Below are 25,649 nucleotides of genomic sequence, written 5' to 3' on the forward strand. Positions count from 1 at the left end.
GGTCAGGAGCGGCCCCGTCGCGGCCAGGCTCTGGTGGGTCGCTCAGATCTTCTTTTCGCCGCCCAGGGCCTCGACCAGCTCGGCCAGCATCTTGGCCAGTTCGCCGGTCATGAGCATCATGTCGGAGTCGAATTTCTCGTCGTCGTTGGCGGCGACGGTATCGTTGCCTTCCTTGAGTACGTCCAGCGGCGCGACGCGCTTGACGTCCAGGCCTTCGGTCAGCACGAACGAGATGCGGTCGGCCCAGGTCATGGCCAGGCGGGTGCACTGCTTGCCGGCCTGGATGTGACGGCGCACGTCGTCGGCGTCGATCGAGTGCTTGACGTAGCGGATGGCCGCGCCGCTTTCACCGGACGAACGCAGCTCGGTGTCCTGGTCGATGCTGAAGTTTGAGGGCGCTTCGTCCTCGGCCAGCCAGCCGGTCATGGCGGAGGCGGGCGATTGCGCCACGTACAGGTTTTCGAGCGGGAACGGATCCACGCACTTGGCCAGCAGGCCGATGACTTCGTCGGCCTTGGCCGAGGCGGCCGCATCGATCACCAGCCAGTGGTTCTGCGGGTCGATCCAGACGCGGGTGTCGCGGTACACGCTGAAGGCGCGTGGCAGCAGCTCGTCGGTGACGCGCTCCTTGATTTCCTTCATCTGCTTGCGGCCCGGCTTGTAGCCTTGCTGCTCTTCGATCTCCTGGGCGCGCGCCTTGGCGACCTGGTTGATGACGGTGCTGGGCAGCAGTTTTTTCTCGGCGCGCAGGTTCAGCAGGATCTGCCCGCCCACGACATGGGCAAGCCCGCCATTTTCGCGCGGCGGGACCCAGCCCAGGCTTTGCATTTCGAGGTTGTTGCCGGCTTGGTAGGCATGCCGCGCAAGCGTTTCTTCAAGCTGCTCGCCGGTCAGCGTCCACGGCGAGGAAAGACGGTAAATCTTGAGATTCTTGAACCACATGAGCGTCGGCCAAAAGGGTTGATTCTATACGACGCGGACCGCTTTGCCGTAGCGGTGCAATACGATGGGGCCAGGCGACACGTTCTGTCACTGACAGGGGGGCGGCCTTGCGTTAATGTCCGCGGCATCCCTGTGCAATAAGGAGAACTCGCATGAAGATCGTCGGCGCCATTCTGATCGTGCTGGGCATTGCCGCCCTGGCCTACAAGGGCTTCAGCTACAAGTCCGAGGAAACCGTGCTGCAGGTCGGTTCGGTCAAGGCCACGGCCGAAACCGAGAAGTCCGTGCCGATTCCGATGTGGGCCGGGATCGCCGCGATCGTGGCGGGCGTGCTGGTCATCGGAGTCGGCATGCGCCGTTGAGGCGTCTCGCCCCGAAATCGGGAGGCGGCCGGATTCCCGGCCGCTTTTTTTTGCGTCGGCACTTCCGGCCGAGCAAAAAAAGCGGCCCGGCTCAATAGAGGCCGGGCCGGTACGGGAGCACACAATACCGCGTCATAAAAGGCTCGCGGGGAACGCGGTATCGGTGTCAGAACACTAGCCCTGCAACCGCCTGGCAGGGGGATCAATCGCCGGACGATAAGGCGCAAGGCCGTAATCTGAGGCGCCAGTCTAACGGTGGGGGTCTGACAGGGTCCTGAATCCGCGTCACTCGCTTCCAGGACAAAAAAAAAGCTCCCAAGGGAGCTTTTGAAAGGCCGGGCAGGCGCAGCAGTCCCGCCCGGCGGGGGATGGCTTGTCAGGCGTTGATGTCGTTGTCCTTGGATTCGCGCACGAACAGCGTGCCGATGACCAGGGTCATGACAGCGATGATGATCGGATACCACAGGCCGTCGTAGATGTTGCCGGTGGCGGCCACCACGGCGAAGGCCACGGGGGGCAGGAAGCCGCCGAACCATCCGTTGCCGATGTGATAGGGCAGGCTCATCGAGGTGTAGCGGATGCGGGTCGGGAACATTTCGACCAGCATCGCTGCGATCGGGCCGTACACCATGGTCACGTAGATCACCAGAATGGTCAGCAGGACGACGACCATGACGTTGTTGGTCTGGGCCGGGTCGGCCTTGGCCGGGTAGCCGTGGTTGCGGATCGCGGCGGTCAGGGCGGTGTTCAGCTCGGCGGTCTTGGCCTTGAAGTCGGCTGGCGCCATGCCCTTGCCCTCGAACGACGGGAATTCGTCATTGCCGATCTTGACCTTGGCGACCGAACCTGCCGGGGCAGCTTCGTTCTTGTAGTTCACCGAATTGCGCGCCATGAACGACTTGACCACGTCGCAGGAGCTGGTGAACGAGGCCGTGCCCACCGGGTTGAACTGGAACGAGCAGGTGGTGGGGTCGGCGATGACCGTGACCGGAGCGCTCGCCTGCGCCTTTTCGAGCGCGGGGTTGGCGAAGTGCGTGAGGCCCTGGAAGATCGGGAAGTAGGTCGCTGCGGCGATCAGGCAGCCTGCCATGATGATGGGCTTGCGGCCGATCTTGTCCGACAGTGCGCCGAACACCACGAAGAACGGGGTGCCGATCAGCAGCGCCACGGCGATCATGATGTTGGCCGTGTTGGCATCGACCTTGAGCGTCTGCGTCAGGAAGAACAAGGCATAGAACTGGCCCGTATACCAGACCACGGCTTGCCCGGCGGTCAGGCCCAGCAGCGCCAGCAGCACGACCTTCAGGTTTTTCCATTGGCCGAACGATTCGGCGATCGGGGCCTTCGAGCCCTTGCCTTCTTCCTTCATGCGCTGGAAGGTCGGTGACTCGTTCAGTTGCAGACGAATCCACACCGAAATGCCCAGCAGCACGACCGAGATCAGGAACGGAATGCGCCAGCCCCAGGCCTTGAAATCGTCCTCGCCCATGAATGTGCGGATGCCCAGGATCACCAGCAGCGACAGGAACAGGCCGAGCGTGGCGGTGGTCTGGATCCAGGACGTGTAGAAGCCGCGGCGGCCATGGGGCGCGTGCTCGGCGACGTAGGTCGCGGCGCCACCGTATTCGCCGCCCAGTGCCAGGCCTTGCAGCAGGCGCAGGAGGATCAGGATGGCGGGGGCGGCCAGGCCGATGCTGGCGTAGCTGGGCAGCACGCCCACCAGGAAGGTGGACAGGCCCATGATCACGATGGTGACCAGGAAGGTGTACTTGCGTCCGACCAGGTCGCCCAGGCGGCCGAACACCAGCGCTCCGAAGGGGCGCACCGCGAAACCGGCGGCAAAGGCCAGCAGCGCGAAGATGAAGCCCGCGGTTGGGTTCACGCCGGAAAAGAAGTGCTGGGCAATGATCGCGGCCAGCGAACCGTAAAGGTAGAAGTCGTACCACTCAAACACCGTGCCCAGCGACGAGGCAAAGATGACGCGGCGTTCATCCTTGGTCATCGGGCGCGGATCCGCGGAGGGACCGCGGCCTGCCATGGTAGTTGTGCTCATGATGTCTCCTCGATTTTTTCTGGCCGGCGGTTTTCCGCCGTGCTTGACCCTCCGCCGGCAGGACCGACATCGAGCTGCGACAAGGTTGAAACGCGAGGCTGACTAGGTTCTGACGCGACCCTTACCTGAATCTTAAAATTGAAACTAAAAGTAAAATTGCCAGGGAGGGTTAGGGATAATCCTAGGGACGGTGCGGGGAACTCGTGGCAGGCGGTTAGGGGTTTCCAGGCCCTAGTCGCCGAAGCCGTCGACCGGCTCGGCTCCGAGCGGAAACACCAGGCGAATGCGGGTGCCCGGCAGGTCGGAGTGGGGCGTTGGATGGTCGCTGATGAGCACGGTGGCCTGGTGCTTCTGCGCGATTTCCCGGACGATCGCCAGGCCCAGTCCGCTGCCGTCCGACAGCGTGCCGAGTACGCGATAGAAGCGGTCGAACACCCGCTCGCGCTCTTCCGGAGCGATGCCGGGGCCGGAATCCTCCACTTCCAGAATGCCCTGGCCGCCCTGGCGCTGCACCCGTACCGTGATGTGGCCGCCGCGCGGCGTATAGCGCAGGGCGTTGTCGATCAAGTTGTTGAGCAGCTCTGCCAGCAACAGCGGGTTGCCATTGATTTCCACCGGGGTGTCCGAGCCCTCGAAACCCAGGTCGGTGCCGAGCGACAGCGCCTGTGGTACCCAATGCATCGCCTGCTCGTAGGCGATGCCGTTGAGGTCGGTCGGGGCCATGCCGATGGCGCTGGGGTTTTCCGCCCGTGCCAGCAGCAGCAATTGATTCACCAGCCGGGTGGCGCGTTCGGAGCCGGTCACCAACTGGCGCAAACTGGCCTGCATCTCCTCGGGACTGGCGTCGCGCAGGGCCAGCTCGGCCTGGGTGCGCAGCCCGGCCAACGGGGTCTTCAACTGATGCGCGGCGTCGGCGACGAAACGGCGCTGCGCCTGTACGTTGGCCGACAGGCGATCGAGCAGGTCATTCATGGCCGCCACCAGCGGCGCAATCTCGGATGGCGCGGCGCGTTCATCGATCGGAGAGAGATCGTCGGGCCGGCGCGCGCGCAATCGCTGCTGCAGCGCGTTCAGCGGCGCCACGCCGCGCGACAGCCCGAACCATACCAGCAGTACGGCGATCGGCAGCACCACGAACTGCGGGATGATCACGCCCTTGATGATGTCGTTGGCCAGTTGCGTGCGCTTCTCGACGGTCTCGGCCACAATCAGCAGCGCCGGTTGCGTGTTGGGCAGATTCAGATCCACCCAGGTGAACGCGAGCCGCACGCCGAAGCCGCGCAGGGTGTCGTCCTGGTACTGCACTTCGCCCGGGCGCGGCTGGCCGACCGAAGCCGGCAGGGGCAAGGCGCGGTCGCCGCCCAGGTACTCGCCGCGGCTGCCCAGGGCCAGCCAGAACACGCTGTCGGTTTCATCGGCGCGCAGCACCTCGCGCGCCGGGTCGGTCATGCGCAGCACGGCGCGGCCGTCCTGCGCATGGACCTGGCGCGTCAATACATGCAGATTGTTGGCCAGCGCGCGGTCGTAGGGCACATTGGCGATGTTCTGCGCCACCACATAAGTGATGGCAACGCTCATGGGCCACAACAGGAACAGCGGCGCCAGCATCCAGTCGAGGATCTCGCCCAGCAGGGAACGTTGCGGCGGGGCGAAACTGGGACCGCGGGCCCCCGCCCGCATCACATCCAGCGCTTCCTGGTTGAGCGCCTCCGGCTGGGGCGGTTCAGCTTGCGAGGTAGGCCGCACCCTGGTCCCGTTCAAGGCAATAACCCAGGCCGCGCACCGTCACGATCTTCACGCCGCTGGGCTCCAGCTTCTTGCGCAGGCGGTGCACGTAGACCTCGATGGCGTTGGTGCTGACTTCCTCGCCCCATTCGCATAGATGATCAACCAGTTGGGTCTTGCTGACCATGCGGCCGCTGCGCGTCAACAGGATTTCGAGCAGGCTGACTTCGCGCGCGGACAGGTCGAGTGTCTGGTCGTCGACGGTGGCCACGCGTCCGGTCTGGTCGAACACCAGGCGGCCGTGCTTGAGCAGCGTGGCGCCGCCGCCGGCGCCGCGCCGGGTCAGGGCCCGCACCCGCGCTTCCAGTTCGGAAAGGGCGAACGGCTTGGCCATGTAGTCGTCGGCGCCCAGATCCAGTCCCTTGACGCGTTGCTCGATGCTGTCGGCGGCGGTCAGGATCAGGACGGGCAGGGCGGAGTTGCGGGCCCGCAGCCGGCGCAGCACTTCCAGGCCGGCCAGTTGCGGCAGGCCGAGGTCGAGGATCAGCAGGTCGAAGGCCTGGGCCGCCAGCGCCGAATCGGCCGCCAGGCCGTCGCGCACGGCATCGACCGCGTAGCCGTTGTGACGCAACGAGCGTGACAGGCCGTCGGCCAGGATGCTGTCGTCTTCCGCGATCAGGATGCGCATGGGCAGTCGAAAAGAAGAAGGGCGCCGGGTGAGCGGCGCACGCGTGCCGCCCCTCGGTGGGATGCCGGGGCGGCGTGCCGGGAGCGCAATGGGGACATAGCGCCAGTTTTTTCCTCGATTCTGTCACACGGCACCGGGCTTGCCCACTCAGGGAATACGTGGAAAACTGTGGCACACTGTTTTTTTGTACAGTACAATCCGATGCCATAATCTGCGCTATCGCTTTACCGATCACGCTTGAGCGCCACAGTTTGCACTGCCAGTTTTCTGGCAACAGCTGTCAGGCAACGGCCCGATCACCCCTTGCGACAACCCGTGCGCTGACCGACACCCCGTGCCGCGCCCCGATACGTTACAGACCCAGACCTGACAGGACACTACATGGACGACAAAACCACCAAGGCCGCCGCTTCGGAAAAAGCCAAGGCGCTGGCCGCCGCGCTCTCGCAGATCGAAAAGCAGTTCGGCAAGGGCTCGATCATGCGCTACGGCGACAACGAGGTCTCGCATGACATCCAGGTGGTGTCGACCGGTTCGCTGGGCCTGGACATCGCGCTGGGCGTCGGCGGCCTGCCGCGTGGCCGGGTAGTGGAAATCTACGGTCCGGAATCCTCGGGCAAGACCACCCTGACCCTGCAGGTCGTGGCCGAAATGCAGAAGCTGGGCGGCACCTGCGCCTTCGTCGACGCCGAACACGCGCTCGACGTGCAGTATGCCTCGAAGCTCGGCGTCAACCTGGCCGATCTGCTGATCTCGCAACCCGATACGGGCGAGCAGGCGCTGGAAATCACCGACGCGCTGGTGCGCTCGGGGTCGGTCGACCTGATCGTGGTCGACTCGGTCGCGGCCCTGGTGCCCAAGGCCGAAATCGAAGGCGAAATGGGCGATTCGCTGCCCGGCCTGCAGGCTCGCCTGATGAGCCAGGCGCTGCGCAAGCTGACCGCCACCATCAAGAAGACCAACTGCATGGTCATCTTCATCAACCAGATCCGGATGAAGATCGGCGTGATGTTCGGCAACCCTGAAACCACCACCGGCGGCAACGCGCTCAAGTTCTACTCGTCCGTGCGCCTGGATATCCGCCGCATCGGTTCGATCAAGAAGGGCGACGAGGTCGTCGGCAACGAAACCCGCGTCAAGGTGGTCAAGAACAAGGTCGCGCCGCCGTTCAAGCAGGCCGAGTTCGACATCATGTACGGTGCCGGCATCTCGCGCGAAGGCGAAATCATCGACCTGGGTGTGGCCGCCAACGTGGTGGACAAATCCGGCGCCTGGTACAGCTACAACGGCAACCGCATCGGCCAGGGCAAGGACAACGTCCGTGAATACCTGAAAGAGCACAAGGAACTGGCCATCGAAATCGAAAACCGGGTGCGCGAGAACCAGGGCATCGTCAGCCGCGCCGCGGAATTCGTGCCCACCGCGGAAGACGATAGCGACGAGTAATCCCGTCACCGTATCACCGGATTGCACCGGGTCCGCCCGCCCGGCGGCCACCAGCGGCAGGCTCCCGTTCCGGGAGGCCTGCCGCTGGCACATGGAGTAAACGCATGAGTTGGAAACCGCCCGTCACGTCCGCCGACCGCTTGCGCGCCAGGCTGGACGATGAGTTCGAGACCGTGGCCAGGCCCGAGGGCCTGCGCCGCACGTCGGACTTGCGGCGGGCCGCCGAATCCATTGCGGCGTCCGGTCAGGATCCGGACGGCGTGGGGCCGCCTGCTACCGGCAAGTCCCGCGCATCCCCCAAGGGGCCATCGCTGAAAATGCGCGCGGTCGGCTACCTGTCGCGGCGCGAGCACGCCCGCGACGAACTGGCGCGCAAGCTCGCCCCCCACGCCGAAGATCCCGACGAGGTTGAGCGCGTGCTGGACGCGCTGGAAAAAGAGGGATGGCTGTCGACCGAGCGTTTTGCGCAAAGCCTGGTGCATCGCCGTGCTTCGCGACAGGGGGTCGCACGCATCGTGCAGGAATTGCGCCAGCACGGGGTGGACGATGCCCAGGTGTCCGAGTTGCGCGAGCAATTGCGCGCCACGGAATACGAGCGTGCGCTCGAGGTCTGGCAGAAGCGCTTCGGGGTCAAGCCCGAGGGGCGTGCCGCGTATGCCAAGCAGGCGCGTTTCCTGGCCAGCCGGGGGTTCGCGCACGATGTCATACGCCGCATCCTGGGCGCGGGCGACGACGATTGAGCCAGCCGAGCGGCCGGCGTGGCGCGGGAAAGGGCGCTCGCCGGCCGCACCGCTTGCGGTTTCTGCGCCTATTTCGCCGACTTGATGCCGCTGAGTGTCTTGAAGCAGACGTCGCGAGTCAGCGTCAGGAATTCGCCGATGTATGAGGCATCGGTGTCCTCGCTGCGCACGGTTGCGTACAGGGTGCGCCACACCCCCTGCGGCCCCAGGCGGCACAGCCGCAACCAACCCTGATTCATGTATTCGGTCAGGGCCCAGTTGGGCAGGGCCGCCACGCCACGGTTGCTTGCCACCAATTGCGCGATGATCGGGGTCAATTCGGCCTTGCGGATGGCCGCGGGCTCGACGTCGGCGGGGTCCAGGAATGCAGTGAAGACATCCAGGCGCTGCTTGTCGACCGGATAGGTGATCAGCGTCTGCTCCGCCAATTGGTCCGGCATGACGAACTTGCTGCCGGCCAACGGATTGGATTCGGACACGGCCAGCACCAGTTCGTACTTGAACAGCGGCAGGTATTCGACGGCATCGAGCGGCTGGGGATCGGACGTGATGACCAAGTCCAGATCGCCACGCACCAGCGCGGGCAGCGGGGCGAACGAAAACGCGGCCGACAGATCGAGCGCAACATCCGGCCACTGGACACGGAAGGCGTCGAGCGCCGGCATCAGCCACTGGAAGCAGGAGTGGCAATCAATGGCCAGGTGCAGGCGGCCGGTGCGGCCCGCGGCCAGCCGCTGCAGTTCCCGTTCGGTGGCGCGTATGCGTGGCAGGACCTCATCGGCCAGCGCCAGCACGCGCAACCCCGCGGTGGTCAGGCGGGCCGGCCGCGTGCGACGGTTTAGCAGCGGCGTGCCGAGGCGGGTCTCCAGGTCGCGTAATTGATGCGACAGCGCCGATTGAGTCAGGTGCAGGCGTTCGGCGGCCTCCTGCAGGCTGCCCCCTTCGCGGATGGCGGTGAGCGTTTCGAGGTGGCGGATTTCCAGCATGGGGGTGGCTGCGGTGACAAGAGGGCGCGGCAGGCCAAGGATACGGCGTGCGCGGGCGCCGGGCCTGTCCCGTCCCTGGTGGGGCGGGCATGAGTTTCATTGTATGAGATTTTCTCATCTTATGGATGTGGACATTGATTTTGATTCATTTTGATTTGGCTGCAGAATAGCCTTCACATGAACAAATTTGCACAACGGTGGTTTTGCCATGACTACGATTCATAATTTGGGATTTCCCCGCATCGGCGCCCAACGCGAACTGAAGCGCGCGGTTGAAGCCTATTGGGCCGGCAAGCAGACCGGCGACGCGCTGGAACAGACCGGCCGCGAGTTGCGCGCCCGGCACTGGCAGGTGCAGGCGGACGCGGGCGTCAAGTTCGTGCCCGTGGGCGATTTCGCCTGGTACGACCAGATCCTGGAATGGACCACGCTGCTGGGCGCCGTGCCCGCGCGTTTCGGGCAGAGGGACAACGAGCCGGTCTCGCTGGACACGCTGTTCCGCATGGGCCGCGGCCGTGCCCCGTCGGGCACGCCTGCCGCCGCCTGCGAAATGACCAAGTGGTTCGACACCAATTACCACTACATCGTGCCGGAACTGGTGCCGGGCCAGGCCTTCCGTATTGCCCGGGAATCGCTGTTCGAGCAGGTTCAGGAGGCACAGGCGCTGGGCCATGCCGTCAAGCCGGTGATCCTGGGGCCGCTGACCTGGCTGTACCTGGGCAAGGGCGACGCCTTCGCCGATGGCGCGGCCGATGCGGCCAAGCTGCAACTGATGGCCAACCTGGTGCCGGTGTACCAGGAAGTGCTGGCGCGGTTTGCCGGGCTGGGCGTGGAATGGGTCCAGATCGACGAGCCCATCCTGGTGCTGGATCTGCCGCAGGCCTGGCGCGACGCCTTCAGGCAGGTGTATGCCACGCTGTCGGCCAGTCCGGTCAAGCTGCTGGTCGCCACCTATTTCGATGGCTTGCAGGACAATCTCGACACCGCCCTGGGCCTGCCGGTGGCCGGCCTGCACGTGGACCTGGTGAGGGCCCCCGCGCAACTGGCCGAGGTGCTGGCCGGCCTGGGCGCCGACAAGGTGCTGTCCGCCGGCATCATCAACGGCCGCAACATCTGGCGCACCGACCTGGACGCCGCGATCGCCACGCTGGCCCCCGTCAGGCAGCAACTGGGCGACCGCCTGTGGCTGGCGCCGTCATGCTCGTTGCTGCATGTGCCGGTGGATCTGGCCAGCGAAACCGAGTTGGATGCCGAGCTCAAGAGCTGGCTGTCGTTCGCCACGCAGAAGCTGGAAGAACTGAGCCTGCTGGGCCGCGCGCTGGACAGCGCCAGCGATGCTGGCATCCAGGATGGCCTGGCCAGGCAGCGCGCCGCGCTGGCGGCCCGCCATGCCTCCGGCCGCATCCACAACCCGGCCGTGGCGCAGCGCATGGCCGCCTCGGCCGCCGTTTCGCGCGAGCGCGCGCCGTTCGCTGGCCGCATCGCCCGCCAGCAGGAAGAGCTGGGCCTGCCGGCGTTCCCCACCACGACCATCGGTTCCTTCCCGCAGACCGCCGAGATCCGCGCGCTGCGCCGCGACTGGAAGTCGGGCGCGCTGACGGATTCGGCCTACGAGAGCGCCATCCGTAGGGAAATCGAGGAAGTGATCCGCTTTCAGGAGAAGGTCGGCCTGGACGTGTTGGTGCATGGCGAACCCGAACGCAACGACATGGTGGAGTACTTCGGCGAGCTGCTGGCCGGTTTCGCTTTCACCAAGAACGGCTGGGTGCAGAGCTATGGTTCGCGCTGCGTCAAGCCGCCGATCATCTTCGGCGACGTGGCCCGCCCCGCGCCGATGACGGTGGGCTGGTCGTCTTACGCCCAATCGCTGACCGACAAGCCGGTCAAGGGCATGCTCACCGGCCCGGTCACCATCCTGCAATGGTCGTTCGTGCGCGACGACCAGCCGCGCGAACAGACCTGCCGCCAGTTGGCGCTGGCTCTGCGCGACGAAGTGGTGGACCTGGAAACCGCCGGCATCAGCGTCATCCAGATCGACGAACCTGCCATCCGCGAGGGCCTGCCGCTGCGACGCGCCGACTGGCAGGCGTATCTGGACTGGGCGGTGGACTGCTTCCGCCTGGCCACCGCCGGCGTGCGCGACGAGACGCAGATCCACACGCATATGTGTTATTCGGAGTTCAATGACATCATCGACTCGATCGCCGCCATGGACGCGGACGTGATCACGATCGAAACCTCGCGCTCCAACATGGAGTTGCTCAGGGCGTTCGAGGACTTCCGCTATCCCAACGATATCGGCCCGGGTGTCTATGACATTCATTCGCCCAACGTGCCCGAAGTGGACTGGATGGTCGGCCTGATGCGCAAGGCCGCCGCCCGCCTGCCCAAGGAGCGCCTCTGGGTGAATCCGGATTGCGGCCTGAAGACGCGTGCCTGGCCGGAGACCGAAGCCGCGCTGATCGGCATGGTGCAGGCCGCCCGCGCCCTGCGCGAAGCCGCCTGAACCGCGGCGGCCGGCCGGGCCGCCGTCCGCAGGCCTGCGGACGGTTGCGCCGCCGCGGCCGCGAGCCCCGCCCCCTGTGTCGCGCGCCATGCGCGGCACGGGGTTTTTTTTCGTCCGTGCCGGAACGAAATCATGGCACGCGGGTCAATAGGCGAACATCCCATTTCCCGGCGCCTCGCCGTACCTATGATTCTCCAAGGCCCCTATCGGCCGGATCTGCTGCAAGCGGAAACGCTGCCCGATATTCTGGAAGCCACGATCCTGCGGTCTCCCGCCGCCATCGCCATTCATTGGCTGGATCAATCCCTCACCTATGAAACGCTGGGCCGGCGCGCCGACCTGGCCGCGCACCACCTGATCGAGGCGGGCGTGCGGCCCGGCGACATCGTCGGCCTGTGCCTGCCGCGCGGCGACGAACTGCTGCTGATGCAGGCCGCCATCGCCAAGGCGGGCGCGGCCTGGTTGCCGTTCGAATCCGACACGCCGCCCGAGCGCATGCTTGCCTGCCTGCAGGATGCGGGCGCCCGCGGGCTGGTGGCGGGCGGCGACGTGCGCCTGGATGGCATGATCACCTGGACCCCCTGGGAACTGTCGGCGGCGGTCGATGCGCCGCTGCGCCGGCGCGACGGCCTGTTGCCGGAACACCCGGCGTACGTCATCTACACCTCGGGCTCCACCGGCAAGCCCAAGGGCGTGCCGATCACCCAGGCCAGTATCTGCCATTTCCTGCGCAGCGAAAACGAAGTGCTGGGCGTGCGCCAGGGCGACAAGGTCTACCAGGGTTTTTCGGTGGCCTTCGATATGTCGTTCGAGGAAATCTGGATCAGCTACCTGGTCGGCGCCACGCTGTGGGTCGCGCCCAAAATGCTGACCACCGATCCCGAGGCTTTGCCCGAAGCGCTGGTGCGCGAGGGCGTGACGGTGCTGCACGCGGTGCCGACGTTGCTGGCGCTGTTCGGCCGCGACGTGCCGAGCCTGCGCATCGTCAACCTGGGCGGCGAGATGTGTCCGGAATTCCTGGCGCAGCGCTGGGCCACGCCCGGCCGACGCCTGTTCAACACGTATGGCCCGACCGAGACCACGGTGTCGGCCAGCCTGGCGGAGCTGCTGCCCGGCCTGCCCGTGACCATCGGCACGCCGCTGCCGAACTACGGCATGCTGATCCGTGGCGAGGACGGCGCGGTCCTGCCGCAGGGCCAGACCGGTGAGCTCTGTATCACCGGCCCGGGCGTGGCCGGCGGTTATCTGGGCCGGCCCGAGCTGACGGCCGAGAAATTCCTGGCCAATCCCCGCCCCACGGGCGAGCACGACACCCGCATGTACCGTAGCGGAGATCTGGCGCGCATCGATGAGAACGGCCGGATCCAGTGCCTGGGCCGCAGCGACGACCAGGTCAAGGTGCGCGGCTTTCGCGTCGAACTGGGCGAGATCGAGGCGGCGCTCTATCGCCAGGCCGGCGTCGGCGCGGCCGCGGTGGTGCTGCGGGATCTGGCCGGTATCGAGCAACTGGTGGCGTTCCTGGCCCCGGAAGGCGACGCGCGGCTTGACCCGCACGCGCTGCGTGCGGCGCTGGCGGCGGAACTGCCGGCCTATATGATTCCGGCGCGCTTCGAATTGGTCTCCGAGGTGCCGCGCCTGACGTCGGGCAAGATCGACCGCAAGGACCTGAAGGCGCGCGAACTGGCTACGGCCTCCGAACCCAGCGGCGAGGACGATATCCCGGCCTCGGCGGCAGAGCAGGCGCTGTTCGAGGCGCTGCGGCCCCTGTTCCCGGGGCAGCCATTGCGGCTGGCGAGCGATTTCTTTCGCGACCTGGGCGGCCATTCGCTGCTGGCGGCGCGGCTGGTGTCCTCTTTGCGCAAGCATCCACAGTTTTCCGCCCTGACCATGCACGAGTTGTACCAGCACTCCGTGCTCGGCGCGTTGGCGGCGCGGCTCGACGCGCTGGCGGCCGACGCGGACCAGGCCCTGGCGCAGCCGGGCCGGGCGGGCGTCGTCGAGCGGGCGCCGGAGTGGCGCCGGTGGACCTGCGGCCTGGGGCAGTTGGCGGCGTTGCCGCTGCTGATCGGCGTGCGCATGCTGATCTGGCTGACGCCGTTCTTCACCTATCACTATTTCACGGGCGACGAGGGCGATTCGGTGTGGCGCGCGGTGGCGCTGTCGATCGCCAGCTACCTGGCCTGCAACCTGCTCAGCTTCGGCGTGGCGGTGGCTTGCAAGTGGGGCATCCTGGGCCGGCTCAGGGCAGGCCGCTATCCGCTTTATGGCTGGACGTTCTATCGCTGGTGGCTGGTCGACCGCATCCTCGACATCCCGCCGGCGCATCTGCTGGCGGGTTCACCGCTGCAGGCCTGGTATCTGCGGGCGCTGGGCGCGCGCATCGGCCGCGATTGCGCCATCAGCCGGGTTTCGGTGCGGGCGCCGGATCTGCTGAGCGTCGGCGCCGGGGCCAGCATCGGCGCCGCCGTGAACCTCGAGAACTTCGAAGTGCGCGGGGCGCATTGGCATGTGGCGCCCATTGCGCTGGGCGATAACGCTTATGTCGGCTCGTACGCGGTGCTGCAGGGCGATGTGGAGATCGGCGACGAGGGTCGCCTGGAGGGGCTGTCGTCACTGTCCGCCGGGGCGCGCATTCCGGCCGGACAGGTCTGGAGCGGCGCCCCGGCGCGGCACGATCCGCAGGCGCGCGCGCCGGAGCTGCCGCCGCGTCCGGTGCGCGAAGGCCGCTGGGCGCGGCTCGACGTGCTGGCCTACGCGGCCGGTGGCACGCTGATCGCGGCACTGTTCTTCATGCCGGTATTCCCGAGCTTCGTGCTGATCGACTGGATCGACGCGCGCTGGCTCGACCTGATGGGCTCGCGCGTGTGGTGGCCGCAGGCGTTCCTGGCATACCTGCTGCTGGCCTTGCCGGCCAGTGCCTTGCTGCTGTTGCTGACGGTGCTGGTGTCCGCCTTGCTGCGCTGGACGCTGTTGCCGCGCCTGGCGAGCGGCCGCTGGCCGGTGTATGGCCAGATCTATTTGCGGCGCTGGCTGACCAACCAGATCCAGGAGTCCAGTCTGAGCGTGCTGCACGGCCTGTATGCCTCCATCTACGCCGGCACCTGGTACCGGCTGCTGGGCGCCAAGGTCGGGCCCGGCACCGAGATTTCGACGGCGATGGGCATCGTGCCCGACATGCTGACACTGGGCCGTGACAGTTTCATCGCCGATGGCGTAATGCTGGGCGACGAAGAGATCGACCGCGGCTGGATGACCATGCGGCCCACGATGATCGGCAACCGCAGCTTTGTCGGCAATGGCGCCTTTGTGCCGGATGGCTCGGTGCTGCCCGACGACGTGTTGATTGGGGTGCAGAGCCGGGCGCCGGCCAACGCCCGCATGGCCAGCGGCCAGACCTGGCTGGGCAATCCGCCGCTGGCGCTGCCGGCGCGCGAGCAGGCGGCGGGCTTTCCCGCGCACCTGACCTTCCATCCCAGCCCGGGCCGCAAGGTGGCGCGCGGCGCGGTCGAGCTGGTGCGCATGATCCTGCCGCTGGCGGTGGTCATCGCGGTGGGGTATCTGACGGTCATGAAAGTCATCCCGATCGCGGCGCGCGATGGCTTCCTGGGCGCGTTCGACGAGCTGATGCTGGCCGGCGTGCTGTTCGGGGTCGGCGCCTTTCTGTTCCTGGTATTGCTCAAGTGGTTGCTGATCGGCCGCTACCGGCCCCGCGCCGAGCCCATGTGGACGCCGTTCGTGTGGAAGAGCGAGGCGGTCACAAGCCTGTATGAGTCCATCGCGGTGCCCAACTTCTTCAATTTCCTGCGCGCCACGCCCTGGCTGCCGCTGGCACTGCGCTGTATGGGCGCACGCATTGGCAAGCGTGTGTTCATGGACACCACCGACATGACCGAGTATGACTGCGTATCAATTGGGGACGATACGGTCATGCATGCCTGGTCGGGGCCGCAGACCCATTTGTTCGAGGACCGTGTCATGAAGATCGGGCTGGTCCGGATCGGCAGTGGGGTCAATGTCGGGCCGCGTAGCACCATCCTGTATGACACCCGGGTCGAGGACGGCGCGCGGCTCGGGCCGCTGACCCTGGTGCTCAAGGGCGAGAGCATCCCGGCCGGGCAGGCCTGGATAGGCAGCCCGGCCACGCCGTGGACGCGGCATTGAACTGGTTTGGGGTGACGCGCGCCGCCGCCGCAGGGCGCGCGCCGCGCAGGTTGACGCTCGGGGCAGGGCGGGCTGCGCTATACTTTGAAGGTTTTGTTGCCGCGCACCATGCGCCGGCCGTCTCTGCCCCGCAGGCCCCAAGCATGCCCTTGCCACCGCCGGATTGTCCTCGCCAGCCGCTGCACACGCGTTCCATACGCGTGCAGTCGTATGCGCGCGATGACGGCAACTGGGACCTGGAAGCCGAGCTCATCGACGTCAAGGCGTACGATTTCCCCAAGCGCGACGGCGAGATGTTCAAGGCGGGGCAACCCATCCACCATATGCACCTGCGCATCACCATCGATGGCGATTTCACCATCGTGGCCGCGCGGGCCGTCTATGATGCCGCGCCCTACGGCGAGCACTGCATGGCCATCGAATCCGCCTACGCTGACCTGGTCGGCATGAACCTGCTCAAGGGGTTCCGCCGTCAGGTCAAGGAGCGCTTCGGCCATGTCGAGGGCTGTACGCACATGACCGAGCTGTCGCAGGTGCTTCCCACCGCGGCGGTGCAGACCATGGCCAACCGCCGGCGGCAGGAAAGCAACCCGAATCGGCGTCCATTCCAACTGGACGGCTGTCATGCCCTGAGCACCGACGGCCCGGTGGTGGCTGAGCACTATCCCAAGTGGTACACCGGGGGTAGCGCTGAGGCATCGGCCGATTCGACCTCCGATTCACCTTCTCTTTCTCATACGTCCTGACAGGTAACACATGAAAATCCACGAGTATCAAGGCAAGGAACTGCTGAAGCAATTTGGCATCCCGGTGCCGCGCGGGATTCCCGCTCTTTCCGTCGACGAGGCCGTGGCTGCCGCTGAAAAGCTGGGTGGACCGGTCTGGGTCGTCAAGGCACAGATCCACGCGGGCGGCCGCGGCAAGGGCGGCGGCGTGAAGCTGGCGCGCTCGCTGGACGACGTGCGCAAGCTCGCCTCCGAAATCCTGGGCATGCAACTGGTCACGCACCAGACCGGTCCGGAAGGCCAGAAGGTCCGCCGCCTGTACATCGAAGACGGCGCCGACATCCAGAAGGAATACTACGTGTCGCTGGTCACCGACCGCGCCACCCAGAAGGTCGCCTTCATCGCCTCCAGCGAAGGCGGCATGGACATCGAGGAAGTGGCCCACTCCACCCCCGAGAAGATCGTCACCGAATACATCGACCCGCTGACCGGCCTGTCGGCCGAGCAAGCCACCAAGATCGCCAACGCGATCGGCCTGCCCGCCGACTCGACCGCCCAGGCCGTGGACGTGTTCCAGAAGCTCTACAAGTGCTACATGGACACCGACGCCTCGCTGGTCGAAATCAACCCGTTGAACCGCGACAGCAAGGGCAACATCATCGCCCTGGACGCCAAGTTCAACTTCGACTCCAACGCCCTGTTCCGTCACCCGGAAATCGTCGCCTACCGCGACCTGGACGAAGAAGATCCGGCTGAAATCGAAGCCTCGAAGTTCGACCTGGCCTACATCCAGCTCGACGGCAACATCGGCTGCCTGGTGAACGGCGCCGGCCTGGCCATGGCCACCATGGACACCATCAAGCTGTTCGGCGGCGAGCCGGCCAACTTCCTGGACGTCGGCGGCGGCGCCACGGCCGAGAAGGTCACGGAAGCCTTCAAGATCATGCTCAAGAACAAGAGCGTGAAGGCCATCCTGGTCAACATCTTCGGCGGCATCATGCGCTGCGACGTCATCGCCGAAGGCGTGATCGCCGCTTGCAAGGCCGTCAACCTGAACGTGCCGCTGGTCGTGCGCATGAAGGGCACCAACGAAGAACTCGGCAAGAAGATGCTGGCCGAGTCGGGCCTGCCGATCATCAGCGCCGACACGATGGCCGAAGCCGCCACCCGCGTCGTCGCCGCCGTCAAGTAAGTATGCCCCCACGCCGCGCCCCTTCGTGGCTTGCTGCCCCCCAAGGGGGCGCTTTGCACCTTGGGGCGGCCCGGCGGTACAAAGAAAATCCAAGGATTCACAAATGTCGATTCTGATCAACAAGGACACCAAGGTCATCACCCAGGGCATCACGGGCAAGACCGGTCAGTTCCACACTCGCATGTGCCGCGAGTACGCCAATGGCAAAGCCGCCTTCGTGGCCGGCGTGAACCCCAAGAAGGCCGGTGAGGACTTCGAAGGCGTGCCGATCTTCGCGTCGGTCAAGGACGCCAAGGCCGACACCGGCGCCACCGTGTCGGTCATCTACGTGCCGCCCGCTGGCGCCGCCGCCGCCATCTGGGAAGCCGTCGAGGCCGAACTGGATCTGGTGATCTGCATCACCGAAGGCATCCCGGTCCGCGACATGCTGGAAGTCAAGAACCGCATGAAAGCCAAGGGCAGCAAGACGCTGCTGCTGGGCCCGAACTGCCCCGGCCTGATCACCCCGGACGAAATCAAGATCGGCATCATGCCCGGTCACATCCACCGCAAGGGCCGCATCGGCATCGTCAGCCGCTCGGGCACCCTGACGTACGAAGCCGTGGCGCAAGTCACGGAGCTGGGCCTGGGTCAATCCAGCGCCGTCGGCATCGGTGGCGACCCCATCAACGGCCTCAAGCACGTCGACGTCCTCAAGATGTTCAATGACGATCCCGACACCGACGCCGTCATCATGATCGGCGAAATCGGCGGCCCGGACGAAGTCAACGCCGCCCAGTGGGCCAAGGACAACATGAAGAAGCCGGTCGTCGGCTTCATCGCCGGTGTCACCGCCCCTCCCGGAAAGCGCATGGGCCACGCCGGCGCGCTGATCTCCGGCGGCGCCGACACGGCCGACGCCAAGCTGGAAGTCATGGAAGCCTGCGGCATCCGCACCACGCGCAACCCCTCCGAAATGGGCAAGCTGCTCAAGTCGGTGCTGTAAGGTTGTGTGCATGAAGAAGGCCCGCCTTGGCGGGCCTTTTTTTTGCTCGTGCCTTGCCGCTCCTAGGGAAACCCCGTGTCCATGATGCGGCCGGTGAAACATACGGAAAGCTGAACGAAACTATAATGAAAGAAATTCAGCACGTACCCTGCAAGAATGCCGTCGGGCTCGCACCAAGACGGTCAGTACGTCTTTTTGTCTTTTCCACCCATTCATTTGGTTTGTCCTAGGGGGATCACGTCCTAGGAAAGAGAGGTATGGAACTCAGTTCAGCGGCATTCTGGTTAGCGTTGCTCCAGATCATTTGGGTCAACATTCTGCTGTCGGGCGATAACGCCGTGGTGATTGCGCTGGCCGCGCGCTCGCTGCCGCCGGCGCAGCAAAAGAAAGCGATCGTGGTTGGCTCGGCCGCCGCGATCATCATGCGTATCGTGCTGACGCTGGTCGCCGCCAAGCTGCTGATGCTGCCGTGGCTCAAGCTCATCGGCGCGCTGCTGCTGGTGTACATCGGCGTGACCCTGTTGCTGCCGGAAGGCGAGGAAGAGGGCGATGGCAAGACCCATGGCAATCTGCTGACCGCCATCCGCACCATCATGATCGCCGACCTGGTCATGAGCCTGGACAACGTGGTGGCCGTGGCCGCGGCGGCGATGGGCGACACGACCCTGCTGGTGCTGGGCCTGGCGATCAGCATTCCGTTGGTGATTTTCGGCAGCACGCTGCTGCTCAAGGTCATCGAGCGCTTCCCTCTCATCGTCTGGGTGGGCGCGGCGCTGCTGGGCTTCATTGCTGGCGAATTGCTGGTGGGCGACCCGGCCCTGCAGGAACCGGTGGCGCGCATCGACGCGGCACTGGGTGTGACGCAGCACAGTTTTGCCCTCATGACCGGGGCGCTGGGCGCGGTACTGGTACTGGCGATCGGTAAAGTTTTGCTGATGCGCCAGAAAGCTGACTGAAAGCTGAACTACAATAATAAGTGGTTTTGAAGTAGGCCCGCCGCGTGCCAGGCGCGCGGCGGGCTGGCCGGCACGGGGCCGGCCTTTATTTTGATAAATGCCTTCGGGGGTTCAAATTGCTTGAGTTTTTCCAGACGCTGAGTTGGGCAGCGGTATTCCAGATCATCCTCATCGACATCCTGCTCGGCGGCGACAACGCGGTAGTGATTGCGCTCGCATGTCGCAACCTGGAGCCCAAGCAACGCATGCAGGGCATCCTGTGGGGCACCGCCGGCGCCATCCTGCTGCGCGTGGTCCTGATCGCCTTCGCGCTGACCCTGCTTTCGATCCCGTTCCTGAAGGTGGTGGGCGGCCTGCTGCTGGTGTGGATCGGTGTCAAGCTGCTGGTGCCCGAGGATGACGCCCATGGCAATGTGAAGGGCGGCACATCCATCATCGCCGCCATCAAGACCATCATCATCGCCGACTTCGTGATGAGCCTGGACAACGTCATCGCCATTGCCGGCGCGGCCCAGAACGCCCACGCCGACCATCAGATCGGCCTGGTGATCTTCGGCCTGGTCGTGAGCGTGCCCATCATCATCTGGGGCAGCACGCTGGTGCTCAAGCTGATCGACCGCTACCCGCTGGTGGTGACCTTCGGCGCGGCGCTGCTAGGCTGGATCGCGGGCGGCATGCTGGTTACGGACGTGTTTGTCGAAGGTCAATTCGGCGTCCAGCCCACTGCGGTTAAAATCGGCGTAGAAATCTTCGGCGCCTTGCTCGTTGTTGTCCTTGGACGGTGGCTGGCAAGCCGCAAAACCGCCTCCAAGGAATCCGTACATGAGTCTGCGTAGATCCGCCGATCCCCAGCAATCCGAATCGGGCCTGAGCCTGCTGCAGGGCCTGTTCGTGCTGGCCATCCTCGGGGTTGTTGCGACGGTCATCGTCTCCAACTTCGTTTGATGGCGCGACGTGTCGCAACCGCAACGCTTGGTCATCGCGACCCGCGCCAGCCGGCTTGCCCTGTGGCAAGCCGAGCATGTGCGCGATCGGCTGCGCACGCTGTATCCGGCGTGCGCGGTTGAACTCCTCACCCTGACGACCCGGGGCGACCAGATCCTCGACCGCACCCTCTCCAAGGTGGGCGGCAAGGGGCTCTTCGTCAAGGAACTCGAAAACGCCCTGCTCGACGGCCGCGCCGATCTGGCCGTGCATTGCCTGAAGGACATGCCGGTCGATCTGCAGGCGCCGTTCGAGCTGTGCGCCGTGCTCGATCGCGCCGATCCGCGCGACGCCTTCATCTCCAATCGTCATGCTTCGCTGGCCGACCTGCCTGCCGGCGCTGTGGTGGGCACCTCCAGCCTGCGGCGCGAATCGCAGATCCGCGCGCGCTTTCCGCACCTGGTGGTCAAGCCGCTGCGTGGCAATCTCGATACCCGCCTGGCCAAGCTTGATCGCGACGAATACGACGCCATCGTGCTGGCGGCTGCCGGCCTTTACCGGCTCGGCCTGGCCGACCGCATCCGTTGCCTGCTCGATCCGGCCGATTGCCTGCCAGCGGCGGGGCAGGGCGCGCTGACCATCGAAATCCGCGACGACCGCAATGATCTGCGCGCCTGGCTGGCGCCGCTGAACGATCCCGGCGCTGTCTCGATCGCGCTGGCCGAGCGTGCGGTGTCGCGCCGACTGGGCGGTTCCTGTCAGGTGCCGCTGGCGGCCTACGCCGAAATCGAAGGCGACAACCTGCACGTGCGCGCGCTGGTGGCTTCGCCCGACGGCACGCGCATGCTGCGCGCCGAACGCAGCGGTCCGCTGGCCCAGGCGCAGGCGCTGGGCGAGGCGGCTGCCGCCGAGCTGTTCGATGCCGGCGCCCAGGCCATCCTCGACGAACTGCTGCAAGACGCCGCGCCCGAGTGATGGACGGGGCCGCCGCCCGGGCACTGCGCGTGGCCGTCCTGACCCGGCCCGCCGGTCGCAATGAGGCGCTGGCGGACCGCCTGCGCGGCGCCGGCTGGACCCCTTGCATCCTGCCGGCCCTCGAAATCCAGCCGCTGTCGGCCGACGCCGGCCTGCCACGGCCGGCGGACTTCGACCTGGTGGTATTCGTCAGCGCCAACGCCGCGCGGTGCTACCTCGATCAATTGGCGCAAGCTGGCGCTCCACAGGCCTGGCCGCCGGCTGTCGCCGCCGCCACGGTCGGTCCGGCCAGCGCCGCTGGACTGCACGCGTTACCGGCTTTTGGCGCGAATACAACAGTGCTGCATCCGGATGACCAGGCCCCCAGCCACGATTCCGAGGCGCTCTGGGACGTGCTTCGCGGCCTGCCGCGGTTGCCGGCACGCGTCTTGCTGGTGCGTGGCACCCAGGGGCGCGATTGGCTCGGCGACCAGTTGCAGGCGCATGGCGTTGCCGTGACTCGTCATGCAGCCTACGCGCGGCGGCCGGCGCCATGGGACGCATCCGAATTCGCGCGCCTGCGCCGGTGGGCCGCGCAAGGGGTGAAGCCCACCTGGCTCATCACCAGCGGCGAGGGCGCCGACGCTGTGCGCAACCACCTGCAGACGGCCGGCCTGGGCGCTTGGTGGGCGAATTGCGGCTTCGTGCTGACCCATCCTTCCCTGGTCCGGCGCGTGCCTGGCAGGGGGCCGCAAGCAGTGGTAAAAATCTGCTTGCCCAACGACGAGTCGATTTTCCAGGCTTTTGTTGCCGCTTGATTCGTTGCACCGGACGGACACCGAATACAATCGCGTCATGACAGACAAGACTCTCGCTACCGATCCGGCCGTTCAAGCGGCCGCCCCGGGCGCCAGCGCCCCCGCATCGGCTCCGGCCGATGCCGTCGAGGCCCGCGCGGCCAAGCGGAGCAGCGGCCCGCTGCTGACCGCCCTCATCATCGTCATCCTGCTGGCCGCGGGCCTGGGCTACGCCCTATGGAAGCAACGTACCCAGTTCGTGAGCGCCGGCCGAGAGGTCGCTTCGCGCCTGGAGACGTTGACGACCGACGTGGCCCAGGCGCGCAAGGACACCCGCGAGGCCCTGGCCCTGGCGCAGGCCCAGGCCCGCCGCCTGGCCGACCTCGAGCAGAGCGTGCGCGAGACGCAGAGCCAGTACGACGCCCTGCAACAGGCCTGGCAGAACTTCAACGACAGCGCCAGCGATGAACTGCTGGCCAACGACGTCGAACGCCTGCTGACCATCGGCAGCCAGCAACTGCGTCTGGCTGGCAATGTGTCCAATGCCATCGTTGCGCTGGAAACGGCGCAATCGCGCCTGGCCCGTGCCGACCGCCCGCGCTTTTCCAGCCTGCAGCAGGCGATCAATGGCGACCTGGACCGCCTGCGCGCCGTGTCCACCGTCGACATTCCCGCGCAGTCGGCCCGCATCGAGCGTCTTGTTTCGCTGATCGGCAAGGCGCCGCTGCTGGTGCCGGACGCCGCCGCGCCCGGCATCGCGCCGGCGGGCGAGGCCTCTCCCTCGGCGCCCGCGCCGGTGGCGGTCGATCCGCAAGCCGCGCTGCCGGCGGACGCCCCCTGGTGGCAGCGCTGGCGCGCAGAAGTGGCGTCCTGGCCTGGTCGCGCCGGCTCGGCGCTGGCGCATGAACTGGGTGGCCTGATCACCATCCAGCGCGTCGACGAACCGGCCGCGCTGCTGCTGTCGCCGGAACAGGCCGACCAGGTGCGTGGCACGTTGCGCCAGCGCCTGCTGACGGTGCAACTGGCCATGCTGATGCGCCAGCCCACGGTCTGGAAGAGCGAACTCGACAACGTCGGCACCACGCTGGCCAAGTACTTCGACAACCGTTCGCCCGACACCGTCGCGGCCCGGAATCTGGCGCGCGAACTGGCGCAGACCGACATCGCGGTGCGCATGCCCGACGTGTCCGACAGCCTGAACGCCGTGGCCGCGCTGCGTGCCGCCGGCTTCAAGACCAGCGACCAGGACTAAGGCCCATGCGTACCTGGTTCTGGACTCTGCTGCTCGCCGTCATCGCCGTCACCCTGGCGGTGGTGCTGCGTTCCCATTCCGGCAATGTGCTGCTGCTGGTCTGGCCTTGGCGCATCTCGATGTCGCTGACGCTGGCCGTGCTGCTGATCGTGGCCGCATTCGTGGTGCTGTACGTGGGCCTGCGCCTGCTGGCCTGGTTGCTGGCCATTCCCGATCGCGTGCGTGCCTGGCGCGGCAAGCGCGCCCAGGCGCGTGATCACGAACTGCTCGAACGCGGCTGGATCGGGCTGCTCGAAGGCCGTTATTCGCACGCCGAAAAAGATCTGAACAAGTTGCTCGATCAGACCAAGGTTCAGAGCCGCCGCGTGCTGGCGGCGCTGTCGGCCGCCCGTGCCGCGCATGGTCTGGGTGAATTCGACCGCCGCGACCGCCTGCTGGCGACCGCCCAGGAACAGGCCGGCACCGACCCCGGCCTGGTGGAAGCCACCGCGACGGTCTCGGCCGACATGTTGTTGGACCAGGGGCGTCCCGAACGCGCCCTGGCGGCGCTGTCGCCCTTGGCAGATGGCGGTGCGCGCCATCTGCATACCATGCGCCTGCTGTTGCGCGCGCATACCGCCCTGCGGCATGACGAGCAGGTCTTCACGTTGGCCCGTGGCCTGTTGCGGCGCAATGCGCTGGCCCGTGGCGAAGCTGACCACCTGATCGACGTGGCGGGCGCGGCGCGGCTGCGCGCGGGTGCCGCCAACGACGCGTGGCGCGCGGTCTGGAAAGACCTGAAGTCCGAAGAACGCCTGTTGCCCGAAATCGCGCTGGCGGGCGCCGCCGCGTTCGAGGCGGCGGGCGAGGCCAGCGAAGCGGCCAAGGTGCTCGAGGCCGCCATCGCCGTGAAGTTCAATCCCGCCCTGGTGGCTGCCTATGCCCGTTGCGATGCCGCGCAGGTGTCGCGCCGCCTGGCCAAGGCCGAGACCTGGCTGCAACAGCGTCCTACCGACCCGGATCTGTTGACCGCGCTGGGCATGCTGTGCCTGAACGGCCAGCTCTGGGGCCAGGCCGAGCGCTATCTGCTGCGCAGCCTGTCGCGCCGCAATGAAGCCCAGACCCATGCGCTGCTGGGCAGCCTGTACGATCGCCTCGACCGCCCGGCCGACGCGGTGCGCCATTGGCGCCTGGCAACCGCCGCCAGCATGGCGTTGCCGGTGCTGGCCGCCGATGCCGCGTTGCCGGCCGCCGACACCGGCTCGGATCCTTACCGCCTGGACGCCGAAGGCGGCTATGCGGTGGGGCTGTCCGATGGCGATGCCGAAATCGGTGGCGACTATCCCTCCCTGCCGCCCGCCGTGGCGGCGTCCGCTTCGGACTACGTGCTGGACCCGGATGCCCGCCTCAGCAAGGAACAGCAGGCGCGCGCGCTGGCGCCCGAAGAGGCGCCGCTGGCGGGCGGCACGTCCGACATCGACGAATATTTCGACAGCGCGCCGATCCCGGCTGCGGCATTCGACAATCCCGTGCCCACCTATTCGCCGGCCAGCCCTGCCGCAGCCAAGCCGTCGGCGCCCGTGCCGGCCACGCCGGCCGCCGTGCCGATGCCGACCACCAAACCGCCGTTCAAGGACGACGGTTCGCTTTGATCCTCTTTCAGACTGACAAGGTTCAATCATGAGTTATGACCGCGTGTCCCCCGGCAAGAAGTTGCCGGAAGACTTCAATGTGATCATCGAGATCCCCATGAACGCCGATCCGGTGAAGTACGAGGTCGACAAGGAATCGGGCGCGATCTTCGTTGACCGCTTCATGCTGACGGCCATGCACTATCCGTGCAACTACGGCTACATTCCGCAGACCCTGTCGGAAGACGGCGACCCGGCCGATGTGCTGGTGCTGACCCCGTTCCCGATCCAGATCGGCGCCGTGGTGCGCTGCCGCGCCATCGGCGTGCTGGAAATGGACGACGAGTCCGGCGGCGATGCCAAACTGCTGGCCGTGCCGATCGAGAAGCTCTACCCCCCGTACCGCAACATCAAGTCGTACGAAGACCTGCCGGCCGAAGACACGGCCCGCATCCAGCACTTCTTCGAGCACTACAAGGACCTGGAAAAGGGCAAGTGGGTCAAGGTCAAGGGCTGGAAGGGCGTTGACGCCGCCCACGAGGAAATCCTCAAGAGCGCCGAACGCTACAACAAGGCCTGATCAGGCCTTGCCGCGCCGCGCCGGTGTCGCACCGGCGGGCGCCTTCAGGCGGCGCGGCCGCGACG

At 66.4% G+C, this 25,649-nt stretch carries 21 protein-coding genes; 16 read left to right on the top strand and 5 right to left on the bottom strand.

What is annotated here, in order from left to right; genetic code table 11:
• Nucleotides 1-42 precede the first annotated feature (42 nt).
• Nucleotides 43-942, bottom strand: coding sequence for a recombination-associated protein RdgC (locus AC6LKG_RS12115; RefSeq protein ID WP_175132518.1), 900 nt, complete (start codon nt 940-942; stop codon nt 43-45).
• 152 nt (nt 943-1,094) lie between these two features.
• Here AC6LKG_RS12115 and AC6LKG_RS12120 point away from each other — a divergent pair, with 152 nt between their 5' ends.
• Nucleotides 1,095-1,304, top strand: coding sequence for a hypothetical protein (locus AC6LKG_RS12120; protein ID WP_006388393.1), 210 nt, complete (start codon nt 1,095-1,097; stop codon nt 1,302-1,304).
• Between the two features lie 376 nt (nt 1,305-1,680).
• Here AC6LKG_RS12120 and AC6LKG_RS12125 read toward each other — a convergent pair whose 3' ends face one another.
• The 3 genes from AC6LKG_RS12125 to AC6LKG_RS12135 form a co-directional block, all read right to left on the bottom strand.
• Nucleotides 1,681-3,342: an MFS transporter gene (locus AC6LKG_RS12125; RefSeq protein ID WP_498164707.1), complete on the bottom strand. Its 1,662-nt coding sequence runs from the start codon at nt 3,340-3,342 to the stop codon at nt 1,681-1,683.
• A gap of 246 nt (nt 3,343-3,588) precedes the next feature.
• A complete protein-coding gene (locus AC6LKG_RS12130; protein WP_498164709.1) occupies nt 3,589-4,965 on the bottom strand; it encodes a sensor histidine kinase in 1,377 nt (458 codons plus the stop codon).
• Between the two features lie 115 nt (nt 4,966-5,080).
• Nucleotides 5,081-5,770 carry a response regulator transcription factor gene (locus AC6LKG_RS12135; RefSeq protein WP_006388398.1) on the bottom strand — a complete coding sequence of 230 codons (690 nt, stop codon included), beginning with the start codon at nt 5,768-5,770 and terminating at the stop codon, nt 5,081-5,083.
• A gap of 381 nt (nt 5,771-6,151) precedes the next feature.
• Here AC6LKG_RS12135 and recA point away from each other — a divergent pair, with 381 nt between their 5' ends.
• Both recA and recX read left to right on the top strand, forming a co-directional pair.
• Nucleotides 6,152-7,216, top strand: coding sequence for a recombinase RecA (gene recA, locus AC6LKG_RS12140; protein WP_498164687.1), 1,065 nt, complete (start codon nt 6,152-6,154; stop codon nt 7,214-7,216).
• A 104-nt stretch (nt 7,217-7,320) separates the two neighbouring features.
• Nucleotides 7,321-7,956, top strand: a complete 636-nt coding sequence (gene recX / locus AC6LKG_RS12145; protein ID WP_498164689.1) for a recombination regulator RecX — start codon at nt 7,321-7,323, stop codon at nt 7,954-7,956.
• Between the two features lie 68 nt (nt 7,957-8,024).
• Here the strand turns inward: recX and AC6LKG_RS12150 are convergent, their stop codons facing one another.
• Complete coding sequence (locus AC6LKG_RS12150) at nt 8,025-8,942, bottom strand: LysR family transcriptional regulator (protein WP_498164690.1); 918 nt, start codon at nt 8,940-8,942, stop codon at nt 8,025-8,027.
• A gap of 208 nt (nt 8,943-9,150) precedes the next feature.
• Here AC6LKG_RS12150 and metE point away from each other — a divergent pair, with 208 nt between their 5' ends.
• The 13 genes from metE to ppa all read left to right on the top strand — a co-directional run bounded on the left by metE (nt 9,151) and on the right by ppa (nt 25,584).
• Entirely contained in the window at nt 9,151-11,448 is a 2,298-nt protein-coding gene (gene metE, locus AC6LKG_RS12155) for a 5-methyltetrahydropteroyltriglutamate--homocysteine S-methyltransferase (protein ID WP_498164692.1), read from the top strand.
• A gap of 186 nt (nt 11,449-11,634) precedes the next feature.
• Nucleotides 11,635-15,609 (top strand): Pls/PosA family non-ribosomal peptide synthetase, encoded by a 3,975-nt coding sequence (locus tag AC6LKG_RS12160; RefSeq protein ID WP_498164694.1) that lies wholly within the window; start codon nt 11,635-11,637, stop codon nt 15,607-15,609.
• Nucleotides 15,610-15,752: 143 nt separating this feature from the next.
• Entirely contained in the window at nt 15,753-16,355 is a 603-nt protein-coding gene (locus AC6LKG_RS12165) for a DUF2889 domain-containing protein (RefSeq protein ID WP_049072472.1), read from the top strand.
• Between the two features lie 10 nt (nt 16,356-16,365).
• Nucleotides 16,366-17,526 (top strand): ADP-forming succinate--CoA ligase subunit beta, encoded by a 1,161-nt coding sequence (sucC, locus tag AC6LKG_RS12170; RefSeq protein WP_006388409.1) that lies wholly within the window; start codon nt 16,366-16,368, stop codon nt 17,524-17,526.
• Between the two features lie 103 nt (nt 17,527-17,629).
• Nucleotides 17,630-18,511: a succinate--CoA ligase subunit alpha gene (gene sucD, locus AC6LKG_RS12175; protein ID WP_006388410.1), complete on the top strand. Its 882-nt coding sequence runs from the start codon at nt 17,630-17,632 to the stop codon at nt 18,509-18,511.
• A gap of 257 nt (nt 18,512-18,768) precedes the next feature.
• Nucleotides 18,769-19,467 carry a TerC family protein gene (locus AC6LKG_RS12180; RefSeq protein ID WP_395757508.1) on the top strand — a complete coding sequence of 233 codons (699 nt, stop codon included), beginning with the start codon at nt 18,769-18,771 and terminating at the stop codon, nt 19,465-19,467.
• Between the two features lie 116 nt (nt 19,468-19,583).
• Nucleotides 19,584-20,303, top strand: a complete 720-nt coding sequence (locus AC6LKG_RS12185) for a TerC family protein (protein WP_049072474.1) — start codon at nt 19,584-19,586, stop codon at nt 20,301-20,303.
• Nucleotides 20,290-20,412 carry a hypothetical protein gene (locus AC6LKG_RS12190; protein ID WP_020924500.1) on the top strand — a complete coding sequence of 41 codons (123 nt, stop codon included), beginning with the start codon at nt 20,290-20,292 and terminating at the stop codon, nt 20,410-20,412. Before AC6LKG_RS12185 ends, AC6LKG_RS12190 begins: the two co-directional genes overlap by 14 nt.
• A 9-nt stretch (nt 20,413-20,421) precedes the next feature.
• The gene (gene hemC / locus AC6LKG_RS12195; RefSeq protein ID WP_498164696.1) at nt 20,422-21,366 is read left to right on the top strand and encodes a hydroxymethylbilane synthase; all 945 of its coding nucleotides are present in this window, start codon (nt 20,422-20,424) and stop codon (nt 21,364-21,366) included.
• A complete protein-coding gene (locus tag AC6LKG_RS12200; protein ID WP_498164697.1) occupies nt 21,366-22,163 on the top strand; it encodes a uroporphyrinogen-III synthase in 798 nt (265 codons plus the stop codon). The genes hemC and AC6LKG_RS12200 overlap by 1 nt, the downstream gene beginning before the upstream one ends.
• A gap of 37 nt (nt 22,164-22,200) precedes the next feature.
• Entirely contained in the window at nt 22,201-23,394 is a 1,194-nt protein-coding gene (locus AC6LKG_RS12205; protein ID WP_498164698.1) for a uroporphyrinogen-III C-methyltransferase, read from the top strand.
• Nucleotides 23,395-23,399: 5 nt separating this feature from the next.
• Entirely contained in the window at nt 23,400-25,025 is a 1,626-nt protein-coding gene (locus tag AC6LKG_RS12210; RefSeq protein ID WP_498164700.1) for a heme biosynthesis HemY N-terminal domain-containing protein, read from the top strand.
• A gap of 28 nt (nt 25,026-25,053) precedes the next feature.
• The gene (gene ppa, locus AC6LKG_RS12215; protein ID WP_498164701.1) at nt 25,054-25,584 is read left to right on the top strand and encodes an inorganic diphosphatase; all 531 of its coding nucleotides are present in this window, start codon (nt 25,054-25,056) and stop codon (nt 25,582-25,584) included.
• Nucleotides 25,585-25,649 lie beyond the last annotated feature (65 nt).

Source organism: Achromobacter sp. 46006 (genome assembly GCF_059761975.1).

Excerpts from the sequence above, each read along its gene's own strand:
- recA (WP_498164687.1), top strand. The coding sequence starts at position 6,152 with ATGGACGACAAAACCACCAAGGCCGCCGCTTCGGAAAAAGCCAAGGCG.
- AC6LKG_RS12150 (WP_498164690.1), bottom strand. The coding sequence starts at position 8,942 with ATGCTGGAAATCCGCCACCTCGAAACGCTCACCGCCATCCGCGAAGGG.
- AC6LKG_RS12125 (WP_498164707.1), bottom strand. The coding sequence starts at position 3,342 with ATGGCAGGCCGCGGTCCCTCCGCGGATCCGCGCCCGATGACCAAGGAT.
- AC6LKG_RS12210 (WP_498164700.1), top strand. The coding sequence starts at position 23,400 with ATGCGTACCTGGTTCTGGACTCTGCTGCTCGCCGTCATCGCCGTCACC.
- AC6LKG_RS12115 (WP_175132518.1), bottom strand. The coding sequence starts at position 942 with ATGTGGTTCAAGAATCTCAAGATTTACCGTCTTTCCTCGCCGTGGACG.
- AC6LKG_RS12200 (WP_498164697.1), top strand. The coding sequence starts at position 21,366 with ATGGACGGGGCCGCCGCCCGGGCACTGCGCGTGGCCGTCCTGACCCGG.
- AC6LKG_RS12165 (WP_049072472.1), top strand. The coding sequence starts at position 15,753 with ATGCCCTTGCCACCGCCGGATTGTCCTCGCCAGCCGCTGCACACGCGT.
- sucD (WP_006388410.1), top strand. The coding sequence starts at position 17,630 with ATGTCGATTCTGATCAACAAGGACACCAAGGTCATCACCCAGGGCATC.
- AC6LKG_RS12135 (WP_006388398.1), bottom strand. The coding sequence starts at position 5,770 with ATGCGCATCCTGATCGCGGAAGACGACAGCATCCTGGCCGACGGCCTG.
- recX (WP_498164689.1), top strand. The coding sequence starts at position 7,321 with ATGAGTTGGAAACCGCCCGTCACGTCCGCCGACCGCTTGCGCGCCAGG.
- AC6LKG_RS12180 (WP_395757508.1), top strand. The coding sequence starts at position 18,769 with ATGGAACTCAGTTCAGCGGCATTCTGGTTAGCGTTGCTCCAGATCATT.
- AC6LKG_RS12205 (WP_498164698.1), top strand. The coding sequence starts at position 22,201 with ATGACAGACAAGACTCTCGCTACCGATCCGGCCGTTCAAGCGGCCGCC.
- AC6LKG_RS12190 (WP_020924500.1), top strand. The coding sequence starts at position 20,290 with ATGAGTCTGCGTAGATCCGCCGATCCCCAGCAATCCGAATCGGGCCTG.
- sucC (WP_006388409.1), top strand. The coding sequence starts at position 16,366 with ATGAAAATCCACGAGTATCAAGGCAAGGAACTGCTGAAGCAATTTGGC.
- AC6LKG_RS12130 (WP_498164709.1), bottom strand. The coding sequence starts at position 4,965 with ATGCTGGCGCCGCTGTTCCTGTTGTGGCCCATGAGCGTTGCCATCACT.
- AC6LKG_RS12120 (WP_006388393.1), top strand. The coding sequence starts at position 1,095 with ATGAAGATCGTCGGCGCCATTCTGATCGTGCTGGGCATTGCCGCCCTG.
- metE (WP_498164692.1), top strand. The coding sequence starts at position 9,151 with ATGACTACGATTCATAATTTGGGATTTCCCCGCATCGGCGCCCAACGC.
- AC6LKG_RS12160 (WP_498164694.1), top strand. The coding sequence starts at position 11,635 with ATGATTCTCCAAGGCCCCTATCGGCCGGATCTGCTGCAAGCGGAAACG.
- ppa (WP_498164701.1), top strand. The coding sequence starts at position 25,054 with ATGAGTTATGACCGCGTGTCCCCCGGCAAGAAGTTGCCGGAAGACTTC.